At 72.6% G+C, this 10,625-nt stretch carries 10 protein-coding genes and 1 pseudogene; 3 read left to right on the forward strand and 8 right to left on the reverse strand.

All coding sequences use genetic code 11. The features are described from left to right. Positions 1-56: 56 nt before the first annotated feature. The 5 genes from ACZ5OX_RS04240 to ACZ5OX_RS04260 all read right to left on the reverse strand — a co-directional run bounded on the left by ACZ5OX_RS04240 (position 57) and on the right by ACZ5OX_RS04260 (position 6,085). Positions 57-1,691 (reverse strand): acyl-CoA dehydrogenase family protein, encoded by a 1,635-nt coding sequence (locus ACZ5OX_RS04240; protein WP_465628649.1) that lies wholly within the window; start codon positions 1,689-1,691, stop codon positions 57-59. After that, positions 1,675-2,418, reverse strand: a complete 744-nt coding sequence (locus tag ACZ5OX_RS04245; RefSeq protein ID WP_465628650.1) for a TetR/AcrR family transcriptional regulator — start codon at positions 2,416-2,418, stop codon at positions 1,675-1,677. Before ACZ5OX_RS04245 ends, ACZ5OX_RS04240 begins: the two co-directional genes overlap by 17 nt. A gap of 162 nt (positions 2,419-2,580) precedes the next feature. Further along, positions 2,581-4,131: a S28 family serine protease gene (locus ACZ5OX_RS04250; RefSeq protein WP_465628651.1), complete on the reverse strand. Its 1,551-nt coding sequence runs from the start codon at positions 4,129-4,131 to the stop codon at positions 2,581-2,583. A 200-nt stretch (positions 4,132-4,331) separates the two neighbouring features. After that, positions 4,332-5,216 (reverse strand): S1 family peptidase, encoded by an 885-nt coding sequence (locus ACZ5OX_RS04255; RefSeq protein WP_465628652.1) that lies wholly within the window; start codon positions 5,214-5,216, stop codon positions 4,332-4,334. Positions 5,217-5,455: 239 nt separating this feature from the next. After that, on the reverse strand, positions 5,456-6,085 hold the full coding sequence (locus ACZ5OX_RS04260; protein ID WP_465628653.1) for a TetR family transcriptional regulator: 630 nt from the start codon (positions 6,083-6,085) through the stop codon (positions 5,456-5,458). 120 nt (positions 6,086-6,205) lie between these two features. Here ACZ5OX_RS04260 and ACZ5OX_RS04265 point away from each other — a divergent pair, with 120 nt between their 5' ends. The 3 genes and pseudogenes from ACZ5OX_RS04265 to ACZ5OX_RS04275 all read left to right on the forward strand — a co-directional run. After that, on the forward strand, positions 6,206-6,361 hold the full coding sequence (locus ACZ5OX_RS04265; protein ID WP_402412358.1) for a hypothetical protein: 156 nt from the start codon (positions 6,206-6,208) through the stop codon (positions 6,359-6,361). 124 nt (positions 6,362-6,485) lie between these two features. Continuing rightward, on the forward strand, positions 6,486-6,809 hold the full coding sequence (locus ACZ5OX_RS04270; protein WP_465628654.1) for a DUF4190 domain-containing protein: 324 nt from the start codon (positions 6,486-6,488) through the stop codon (positions 6,807-6,809). Positions 6,810-7,064: 255 nt separating this feature from the next. Further along, positions 7,065-7,943: pseudogene (locus ACZ5OX_RS04275) on the forward strand (metallophosphoesterase family protein); the annotation flags it as partial. Positions 7,944-8,087: 144 nt separating this feature from the next. On the opposite strand, the gene ACZ5OX_RS04280 reads toward ACZ5OX_RS04275, so the two are convergent. From ACZ5OX_RS04280 to ACZ5OX_RS04290, 3 genes are all read right to left on the reverse strand, one after another. Next, a complete protein-coding gene (locus tag ACZ5OX_RS04280) occupies positions 8,088-8,399 on the reverse strand; it encodes an SHOCT domain-containing protein (RefSeq protein ID WP_465628655.1) in 312 nt (103 codons plus the stop codon). Positions 8,400-8,603: 204 nt separating this feature from the next. Then, a complete protein-coding gene (locus ACZ5OX_RS04285; protein ID WP_465628656.1) occupies positions 8,604-9,281 on the reverse strand; it encodes a response regulator in 678 nt (225 codons plus the stop codon). After that, positions 9,278-10,582 (reverse strand): sensor histidine kinase, encoded by a 1,305-nt coding sequence (locus ACZ5OX_RS04290; protein WP_465628657.1) that lies wholly within the window; start codon positions 10,580-10,582, stop codon positions 9,278-9,280. The genes ACZ5OX_RS04285 and ACZ5OX_RS04290 overlap by 4 nt, the downstream gene beginning before the upstream one ends. Positions 10,583-10,625 lie beyond the last annotated feature (43 nt).

Raw genomic sequence — 10,625 nt, forward strand, 5'->3', positions numbered from 1 at the left:
CGCCCGGCCGTGCGCCGCTCGGTCGCTCACTGTTCGGCCGTTCGCCGCTCGGTCGTTCACGCGGGCACCGGCAGGGCGCGGTCGATGATCGCTCCGGTGTCGACCCCGGCCGGCAGGGTGCCGAAGGCCGCGCCGTGGTCGCCGCCCAGCCGGCTCGCGCAGAACGCGTCGGCCACCGCCGGGCTGCCGTAGCGGACCAGCAGCGAGCCCTGGAAGGCCAGTGCCATCGACTCGACCAGTCGGCGGGTGCGGTACTCCAGGTCGCCCAGGTCGGTCAGCTCCTTGCGCAGCGCGGCGACGGCCGCGTCCAGCCGGCGGTCCGCACCCGCGGCGGCGTCGAGTTCGCCGAGGAAGGCCTCCACGCTCTCGGGGCGCTTGGCCATGGCGCGCAGCGCGTCCAGGGCGGCGACGTTGCCGGAGCCCTCCCAGATCGACACCAGCGGCGCCTCCCGGTAGAGCCGGGGCATCCCGGACTCCTCCACATAGCCGTTGCCGCCCAGGCACTCCAGCGCCTCGGCGGAGTGCGCCGGACCGCGCTTGCACACCCAGTACTTGGCCACGGCCAGGCCCAGCCGCCGGACCAGCGCCTCGTTCCCGTCCCCGGCGAGGGTGCGGTCGGTGGCCTGGGCGAGCCGCATGGCGACGATCGTGGCCGCCTCGGACTCCACCACCAGGTCGGCGAGCACGTTGCGCATCAGCGGCTGGTCGACCAGCGCCTTGCCGAACGCCCGCCGGTGCAGGGCGTGGTGGACCGCCCGGGTGGCGCCGTAGCGCATGCCGGAGGCCGCGCCGATGGTGCAGTCCAGGCGGGTCATGTTGACCATCTCGATGATGGTCGGGACGCCCCGCCCCTCCTCGCCGACCAGCCAGCCGACCGCGCCGTCGTACTCCAACTCGGCGGAAGCGTTGGACTTGTTGCCGAGCTTGTCCTTGAGGCGCATCAGCTGCAGGCGGTTGCGGCTGCCGTCCGGCAGGACGCGCGGCAGCGCGAAGCAGCTGAGGCCGCCCGGCGCCTGGGCCAGCGTCAGGAAGAGGTCGGACATCGGCGCCGATGTGAACCACTTGTGGCCGGTGAGCCGGTAGGTGCCGTCCGGCTGCGGAGCGGCGGTGGTGGTGTTGGTGCGGACGTCCGAGCCGCCCTGCTTCTCGGTCATCGACATGCCGGCGATCAGCCCGCGCTTGGTGCGCGGCTCGCGCAGCCCGAAGTCGTACTCCCGCGCGGCCAGCAGCGGCTCCAGCTCGGCGGCCAACGCGGGGTTGGCGCGCAGCGCCGGGACGGCGGCGTAGGTCATCGAGATCGGGCAGGTGTGGCCGGCCTCGACCTGGCCCCAGACGAAGAACCTGGCGGCACGGGCGGAGTGCGCGCCGGGACGCTCGTCGCGCCAGGGCGCGGCGTGCAGGCCGTACGAGACGGCGGTGCGCATCAGCTCGTGCCAGGCCGGGTGGAACTCGACCTCGTCGACGCGGTTTCCGAAGCGGTCGTGGGTGCGCAGCACCGGCGGGTTCTCGTTCGCCAGCCGGCCCCACTCGGCGGCCTGCTCGGAGCCGGCCAGCCGGCCCAGCTCGCGCAGCTCGGGCTCGGCCCAGCCGGCGTCGGCCCGCTGGAGGGCGGCGAGCAGGGTGGGGTCGGCGGCGGTGTCGTGTCCGTACGGCAGGGGCACCTGGTTGGTGACCTCATGCGTCGCTGTCATCGCGTCCTCCCAGGGCACGCAGGGTGAAGGAGACCAGGGCGGGGACCACCGTGGTGTTCTTGCTGTGTTCGGAGTCGCCGTGTCCGGGCTCACCGCGTCCGGGCTCGCCGCTTCCAGGCGCGCTGCGTCCGGGCTCGCCGGGTTCGGGCCTGCCGTTGCCGGACTCGCCGGGTCCGGGCCGGGCGGTTCCGACCGGTGCGGCGGCGAGCGGGCCGGCCAGCGCCTCGCCGACCGCGCCGACCAGGGCGGCCGCGGTCAGCACCGGGTCCTGCTCGGGCAGTTCGCCGCTCGCCACCGCGGCGGCGATCTCGGTGGCGATCACGTCCCGGAACGCCCGCCGGAACACCAGGCGCTCCTCGTCCACGACGGCGTCGGCCGGCTCGACCAGCAGCGCGTACGCCAGCCGGGGTGCGCGCAGGGCGCGGGCGGCGAAGGTCTCGACCACGGCGGCGATCCGCTGCCGCGGGGTGTCGCGGAGCGCGACGGCGGCGTTGACCGCGTCGATCTCGCGCGTGACCACCCGGCGGAACAACTGCACCGACAGCTCGGCCTTGCCGCTGAAGTGCTGGTAGAGGCTGCCGGTGGCGATCCCGGCGCGGTCCGCCACGGCGGCCATCGTGCAGCCGCCGTAACCACGCTCGGCGAGCAGGCCGACCGCTGCCTGGAGCACCGCTTCGCGCTGGGCGTCCAGGCGGGCTTGTACGGCGGGCGTGCGTCGGTAGGCCATGGAAGCATTGAAGCACTGATTCACTGCTTCGGGGAGGGGTTGGTCCGCGGCTTCTTCGGCTGCGCCCGCCGTTCCCCGAACGACGCGAGGAGGCCACCCCGGAACCCGGGGCGGCCTCCTCGACTGCGTGCCTGGTGGTACCGCCTGCTGCGCGCGTCGGCGTTACAGCGGGCGGCGCTCCTGCTCCAGCCGCTGGCCCTCGACGTCCAGCGGACCGAAGTCCGCACCCGCCCCCGGCGACTTGGCGAGCGAGCGGGCGGCGTTCGGGTCGCTCAGGCCCGCCCACTCCAGCACCTTGGCGGTGGCCTCCGCCGACTGCGCGGCGGGCAGCTGCCCGATCTTGGAACCGTGGTTGCCACCGGGCACGGTGTAGACGTAGCTGTCCTCGCTGCCCCGGCCGAGGTGGAACGGCTTGGCGCCCCACGGGTCGTTGCCGCCGTAGACGTACATGATCCGCTCACCCTCGCGCTTCACCCAGCGGTCGATGTCGGGCATCGCGTTCGGGTTGAAGACGGTCGGGATCTCCTTCGGCACGTAGCTGCGGACCGAGTAGAGCTCCTTGTAGTCGTAGTGCAGCACGCCCTTGAGGTGCGAGACGTCGAAGAACGGCGCGCCCAGCTCGGTCGCGGCCTGGTAGTAGTACGCGGTGTACTTCGCCAGCGACTGGTCGCTGTTGCCGGTGATGCCTGACTGCGAGTCGAACCAGGCGTACAGCTCGTCGTCGGTCGCGGTGGCCGCCACCGGGACCTTGGCGCAGTCGGACTCCAGGCTGTACTGCCAGAACGCCCAGACCACGTCCAGCACGCCGGCCTCGTACGCGCGGTCCGGGGTGCCGAGGGTGTTGAAGGTGGAGCCGGCCGCCTTGTTGTCGGCGACGTAGCGGGCCTCCAGACGGTCGCGGCGCACCAGCAGCTCGCGCTGGGCGGCGTTCAGCCGGGCCCGGCACTCGGGCGTGCCGACGGTGCGGAAGAACTCGCTGTACGCCTCGTAGTCGTTGACGTTGGTGTTGTTCGGCGCGACGTAGGCGATCGTGCCGGCCACGTCGTCCGGGTAGAAGCGGCGGTAGTAGGTCGAGGACATGCCGCCCTTGCTGGCGCCGGTGGAGAGCCACTCCTCCTGGTAGATCCGCTTGAGCGCGGTCACCAGCCGGTGCGAGTCCGCGGCGCCCTGACGGATGCCGGCCTTGGACCAGTCCGCAGGGTCCGGGCGGGAGGGGGTGAAGAACCGGTACTCGATGGACACCTGGTTGCCGTCCACCAGCCGGGTCGGCTCGGTGCGGGACGGGTTGGTGCCCAGGGTGTAGCCGTTGGTGTAGAAGACGGTCGGGCGGTCGTAGCCGCGGTGCAGCAGGCTGAAGCGCTGCTGGAAGGTGCCCAGCCAGGGGCGGTTGTGGTCGATCGGCTGGGTGTAGGTGGCGATGAAGTAGCGGTGACCGGTGGTGGTCGGCTTCTCCTCGGTGACGGTCACCCCGGGGATCGCCGCCAGGCGGTCCTTGATGTCGGCGGTCGGGTCGTCGGCGGGGCTCCGGCCGTGGCGGGAGCCGTTGCCCTGGTCGTTCTGGTCACCCTGGCCGCCCTGCGCGCCCTGGTCGCCCTGGTCGCCCTGGGTGGCGCTCCGGCCGTCGGCGGCGGACGCCGGGCTCGCCAGGCCGCCGACCGCGAGCAGCGGTATCAGCAGGGCGGAGGCCAGCAGTCTTCTCACGGTGGTGGTCATCAACTCTCCATATCTGCGGTGCAGGTGGTGCGATCGGTACGGCGGTCGGTGTGGCAGGCGGTACAGCGGTCGGTGCGCTCGGTGCGGTCGGTACGGCAGGCGGTACGGCGGTCGGCCGATGGACGGCCGAATGGGCCACCCGCCGTTCGCGGATGGCCCATCGGGAGGAAAGTGCTGGTCAGCGGGGTTGCCCTGGTGCTCTACGGGCGGGGCAGGGTGCAGCCCGGGAGGGTGAGGTCGAAGCGGTTGCCGGCAGCGAAGCAGGCCGGTATCCCGTAGGTCTCCTGGGCGTAGCCGATGCCCGGACGGACCGTCACCGCGCCGTTCTGGTCCACCTCGCAGGGGTTGTCCAGGGTGCAGGTCTCGCCGTTCTCGTTGATCGTGTTGTTCACCGCGACCACCTGGTTGGTCGAGGCGTCGACCACCGGCGAGCCGGAGGTCCCTCCGATCACGTTGCAGGTGGAGGTGTAGCGGAGCGAGTCCTTGAAGGTCCAGTCGGCTTCCTTCAGCCGGTAGGCGAAGCCGTCGACCGAGCAGGAGTAGATCTTCTTCCAGTAGCCGGAGACGACCTTGATCGAGGTGCCCTGGACGGGGTGGGTGGCCGCGATCGTCAACGGGGCTATCCCGTACCGGGACTGGATCGAGGCGTAGGTGGTGTTCAGCTGGTAGATCGACACGTCGGTGTCGGTCATCGCGCCGTACACGATCTTGGTCGCGCGCAGCGTGGCGACACCGCTGCCGCTCGCGTTGAGCAGGGTGAAGCTGCGGCTGGAGGACTGGTTGAGGACCACCTGACCCGGGCCGGGCATGCCGGTCTCCAGACAGTGCCCGTTGGAGAGCACGAGGGCCGGGTCGCTCGCGGTCGAGCCGGGCATCCGCACCAACGACCCGGAGCAGTTGCTGAGTGCGACCGTCCCGGCGAAGTTGACGGCGGCGACGGGCTTGGCGACGGACTTGTCAGCGGACGTGACAGACGTGACAGACGTGGCGGCAGGGGCGGCGGCCTGAGCCGGAACGCCACCGACGAAGGCGGTGGCCCCGGCGACCAGGAACGTGGCGACCGTGCCTATGAGCGGCTTCTTCATGAGAGACCTCTCGCTGTGGGGGTCCACGGGTGGGGGTGCACCAAAGCTGTCGCGGACATGACTCACTGTCAAGAGTCAAAGCAACACCAAGAACCGCCCAAGCCTCAATGGCCGGTTACCGCCGCCACCCGGCACGAGGCCCAGCCCGCCTCGACCCGCGGCCCGAGACCCGCGACCCACGGCCCGAGACCCAGCCCGTCCATCACACGAAGTGTCCGTCAACTCCCCGAAGGAGGCGCTCAGCCCGCCGGCCAGTGCTCCCGGCCGATGCTGATCAGGCGCAGCTGGAGACGTGCGGTGGCGGCGATCCGCTGCTCCCGCGCCGGGTCCGTCTCCAGTGCCTCCAGGAAGGCGGCGGCCGTGGAGACCATGTGGTCGACGTACAGCTCGGCGAGCATCCGCAGGTCCTGCTCGCTCCACCCGCGCGACTCCGGCTGCAGCGCCAGGGCGGCCCCCACCTCGGCGGCGAAGCGGCCGAGTTCGGCGTCGATCGCCTCGCGCACCTGCCGCACTCCGCCGTGCCGCTCGCGCACCAGGAAGCGCACGTGCCCCCGGTGTTCGCGGACGTGCCGCTCGATCACGTCCACCGCACGGTCGATCAGCTCCTCGGCACCGCCGGACTCGGCGAGCACCGAGCGGATCATGACGTGCAGGCTGGCCAGCGACTCCTCGACCAGCGCCACCCCGAGGGCGGCGAGATCCGGGAAGTGCCGGTAGAAGGCGGCCGGCGAGAGCCCGGCCTCCCGGGTGACCTCGCGGACGCCCAGGCTCGCCAGGTTCTGATCGGCCAACAGGTGCAGCCCGGCGTCCAGCAATGCCCGCCGACTCTGCTGCTTCTGGGCCTGCCTGGCCCCAACGGTGTGACTCACGCCATTCAGTAAACATTCGTTTGCTGAACTTGGCCAGCCGGGCGTACAGTGAGGACGAAGTCAGTGAACAGTTGTCAACCGAAATCGGCGCAGTCCCAGCCGCAGCCGAAGGAGCCAGCCGTGATCCTGCTCTCCGCCCTCGTCGCCATGGGCATCCTGATCGGCACCGCCGCCCACACCTCGCTCCCGGTCTTCCTCGCCGCCTCCGCCGCCATCACCGCCTGGCTGCTCGCCTTCGGCGCACGCGAGGGCATCGCCCGCCTCCGGCACCGCTGACCCGGCCGCACCACCGACCCAGTTGCACCGCCGCCCCGGCCGCACCACCGACCCAGCTGCACCGCCGACCCAGCCGCACTGCGGACCGCCCCGTGGCCACTGCCCAGAGAGGACCCGCACCACCATGAGCATCATCACCGACCGCCAGGCGATCGGCCCTCGGAGCACCAGCCGCCCGGAGCCCCACAGCCAGGCGACCACCCGTCAGGGCACGGCCGAGGCCGACGGCCTCGCCATCGCCTCCTTCCTCCTCGGCCTGCCCGGCCTACTGCTGTTCAACATCGTCCTCGGACCGATCGCCATCACCCTGGCCACCCTGGCCCTGCTCCGCGGCACCCGCCGACGCGGCCGCGCCCTCCTCGGCCTGACCCTCGGCATCACCTCGCTGGTGATCCTCGCCGTCACCGCCGTCACCTCCCACGGGGTGATCATCGACATCGGCTCCTGAACCAGATACAACTCCCCTTCCACTCCCGGCTCCTGACTCCGTCTCCCCCTCTGTTCCGCACCTCCGTCCCGCACCTCCGTCCCGCACCTCCCGATCCGTCTCCGCGCCACCGTCCGCCCCTGAGGCACCGGGCGAACCTCGCCCCCCGGGCCGACGGTTCGAACGACTGATCCCGTCAACCTGCCCCGATCCCCCGGCCCGCCACATAGAGTGGGCCCATCGGCCGCACCGGCCGGACGACCTCAGGGGGCAGGAGTGACCACGGAGAACCGCAGCGACGCACAGGCGACGCGGCCCACCCCGACGGGGGGACGGCTGCTCGCCGTGAGCGATCTGCACATCTCCTACCAGGAGAACCGCGACCTGGTGGAGAAGCTCCAACCCTCCCACCCCGACGACTGGCTGCTCGTCGCCGGTGACGTCGCCGAGCTCACCACCAGCATCGAGTGGGCCCTCGGCCTGCTCGCCGAACGCTTCGCCCGCGTGGTGTGGGTCCCGGGCAACCACGAGCTGTGGACCCACCCGGAGGACCCGGTCCAGCTGCGCGGGGTGGCCCGCTACGAACACCTGGTGGAGCTGTGCCGCCGGCTCGGCGTGGTGACTCCCGAGGACCCGTACCCGCTCTGGGAGGGCCCCGGCGGACCGGTCCGCATCGTCCCGCTCTTCCTCCTCTACGACTACACCTTCCGTGCTCCCGGCACGACCACCAAGGAGGCCTCCCTGGCGGCCGCCTACGAGAGCGGCATCGTGTGCGCGGACGAGCGGATGCTCTACCCGGACCCGTTCCCGGACCGCGACTCCTGGTGCCGCGAGCGCATCCGGCTGACCGAGAAGCGGCTGGCGGCCTGTGACCCGGACGTCCCGCTCGTCTTCGTCAACCACTACCCGCTGGTCCGGCAGCCCACCGAGATCCTCTGGTACCCCGAGTTCGCCCAGTGGTGCGGGACCGAGCTGACCGCAGACTGGCACACCCGGTTCAACACCGCGGCGATGATCTACGGCCACCTCCACATCCCGCGCCGGACCACCTACGACGGCGTCCCGTTCACGGAGGTCTCGCTCGGCTACCCGCGCGAGTGGCGCAAGCGCGGCCTGCCGGACCCGCTGCTGCGGGAGGTCTTCCCGCAGGCCGCGGGCTGAGCCGCCCCGCCACCGCCTTCGTTCCGCCGCCTCCTGCCGCCTCGCCTCCGGCTCGGCCGAGGTCGGCGCCGCCGACGACGTGGCCCTTCACGGTGTCGGCGGCACCGCCCGCGGCGCCCCGCACGACCTCCGGGGTGGTCACCTGGCGCCACCTCCCCCAGCGTCGTCCTGGGACGGCTCGCTGAGCACAGCCCGCTTGGCGCGGTACTCCTCGGCATCGATCTCGCCCTCGGCGTAGCGGCGGCCGAGGACGGCCAGCGGATGCTCCGCCGCGGCTCCGACCCCGGCCCCGGCTCTGGCTCCGAACCCGGCTCCGAACGCGCAGGCGCGCCGCCGCCAGACCGTGCGGCGCAACAGCGCGATCACCAGGACCACCACGGCGATCCAGACCAGAGGGATCAGCAGGATCCACGGGCCGGGGCCGTACCAGTCGGCCAGCTGGGTGTACATGGTGGTTCAACTCCTCGGTGGTGGGCCTCCAGGACCTCGGGTGGTTCCCGAGGTGCCTAGAGCGTCCCTCCGAGAGGTCTCATCACGCGTCCCACCAGCGGCGGCAGTTGGGATACTCCCCGGAGAGTAGGCACCGTCCGCGACACGCCGGGCCGGAAGCAGGCCCGCTCACGGACCGCGACCCGCTCACGGACCATGCCCCGCTCAGCCCAGCCACCCCGGCCTCACCAGCCCCGATTCGTAGGCCAGGACCACCAGTTGCGCCCGGTCCCGCGCGCCGACCTTCACCATCGCCCGGCTGACGTGCGTCTTCGCCGTCAGCGGGCTGACCACCAGCCGCCGGGCGATCTCCTCGTTGGACAGCCCCATGCCGACCAGCGCCAGCACCTCGCGCTCCCGCTCGGTCAGCATCGAGATGTCCGGCAGCCCCTGCGGCCCGGCCTCGGGCGCCTTCGACCGGGCGGCGAACTCGCCGATCAGCCGCCTGGTGACCCCCGGCGAGAGCAGCGCGTCCCCCGCGACGGCGACCCGGATCGCCCGCAGCAGGTCGGCCGGCTCGGTGTCCTTGACCAGGAAGCCCGCCGCCCCGGAGCGCAGCGCCTCGAAGACGTACTCGTCCAGTTCGAAGGTGGTCAGCACGACCACCCGCACGGAGGACAGCGCAGGGTCGTCGGCGATCCTCCTGGTCGCCTCCAGCCCGTCCATCCGCGGCATCCGGACGTCCATCAGCACGACGTCCGGCACGAGTTCGCGGGCGAGCCGCAGCGCGGCCTCCCCGTCGTCCGCCTCGCCGACCACCGTGACGTCGTCCTGGAGGTCCAGCAGGGCCCGGAAGCCCGCCCTGACCAGCAGTTGGTCATCCGCCAGCAGTACCCGAATCAATCGCTCTCCGCCTTCGGTGTCGGCAGCTCGGCCCGGACCCGGAAGCCGCCGTCGGGCAGCGGCCCCGCGCTGATGGTGCCACCGAACGCCGCCGCGCGTTCCCGCATCCCGACCAGCCCGCTGCCGGATCCGCCCGCGTCGCCGAGCACCGCCGGCCCCGGGTCCTCCACCCGGACCACCAGCACGGCCTGGTCCGTCCAGTCCAGCACCACGACCGCCTGCCGGGCCGCCGAGTGCCGGACCACGTTGGTGAGCGCCTCCTGGGCGATCCGGAAGGCGGTGAGGTCGACGGTGGCGGAGAGCGCGCGCCGCTCCCCACGCTCCTGCACCTCCGCCTCCAGGCCCACCCGGTCCGCCTGCTCGGTGAGTTCGTCCAGCCGGTCCAGCCCCGGGGCCGGCCCGCGTGGCGCCGCCCCGGGCCCACGCAGCGTGGCGAGCACCTGGCGGACCTCGCCGAGCGCCTCCTTGCTGGTCGACTTGATGGTCACCAGAGCGCTGCGGGCCTCCTCCGGCCGCCGGTCGAGCAACGCGAGCGCCACCCCGGCCTGGATGTTGATCAGCGACAGGCTGTGCGCCAGGATGTCGTGCAACTCCCGGGCCATCTTGAGCCGTTCGTCGTCGGCCCGGCGCTCCTCCAGCTGCTGTCGGTAGGCCCGGTGGGCGGCGATCCGCTCGCGTCGGAACCGGACCAGCTCGCCGCCCGCCATCACCAGCAGCAGCCAGGCCAGCAGCCCGAGTTCCTGCGGCCAGACGCTGCCGGACGGCGGGGCGGCACGCTGCCAGCTCTCCGGCAGGGCGAAGGAGCCGAGCAGGTGCACCAGGTAGACGCCGCCGGCGCCGGCCCAGGCCGCCCGGCGGTGCCCGGAGCCGATCGCCACGCAGCAGGCGATCAGCCAGCTCACGAAGACCGGCCCGTACGGGTACCCGGCGGCCAGGTACCCGGCGGTGACCACCGAAGTGCCGACCACCACCGCGACCGGCCTGCGGTGGCGCAGCACCAGCAGGGCCGGCCCGATCAGCAGCAGCAGGTAGCCGAAGGCGTCCAGCGGGGCCCGCCCGCGCTGTTCGTGCGCGGCGAAGGTCGAGCCGACCACCTGGAGCACCGCGACCGCCGCCGCGACCCCGAGCGGGTACCCCGCCCCGGCCGCACGCGCCCACGGCGGGCGCCACGGCTCGGGCGGCTCCTCGGGCGGCTCTTCGGGCGGCCGCTCCGGTGGCTTCCGGGGCGGCTGCCCCGGTGGCTGTTCCGCCGGCCGCTGTGCCTGGGGCGGCTCGGTCGGCGGGGGCGTGGGCGGCATCATGCCCACAAGCTAGACCCGCGCCCCGTCCCCGCGCGTCCTCCAC

Source organism: Kitasatospora sp. NPDC032121 (assembly GCF_055580145.1).

Excerpts from the sequence above, each read along its gene's own strand:
- ACZ5OX_RS04240 (WP_465628649.1), bottom strand. The coding sequence starts at position 1,691 with ATGACAGCGACGCATGAGGTCACCAACCAGGTGCCCCTGCCGTACGGA.
- ACZ5OX_RS04245 (WP_465628650.1), bottom strand. The coding sequence starts at position 2,418 with ATGGCCTACCGACGCACGCCCGCCGTACAAGCCCGCCTGGACGCCCAG.
- ACZ5OX_RS04250 (WP_465628651.1), bottom strand. The coding sequence starts at position 4,131 with ATGACCACCACCGTGAGAAGACTGCTGGCCTCCGCCCTGCTGATACCG.
- ACZ5OX_RS04255 (WP_465628652.1), bottom strand. The coding sequence starts at position 5,216 with ATGAAGAAGCCGCTCATAGGCACGGTCGCCACGTTCCTGGTCGCCGGG.
- ACZ5OX_RS04270 (WP_465628654.1), top strand. The coding sequence starts at position 6,486 with ATGAGCATCATCACCGACCGCCAGGCGATCGGCCCTCGGAGCACCAGC.
- ACZ5OX_RS04280 (WP_465628655.1), bottom strand. The coding sequence starts at position 8,399 with ATGTACACCCAGCTGGCCGACTGGTACGGCCCCGGCCCGTGGATCCTG.
- ACZ5OX_RS04290 (WP_465628657.1), bottom strand. The coding sequence starts at position 10,582 with ATGATGCCGCCCACGCCCCCGCCGACCGAGCCGCCCCAGGCACAGCGG.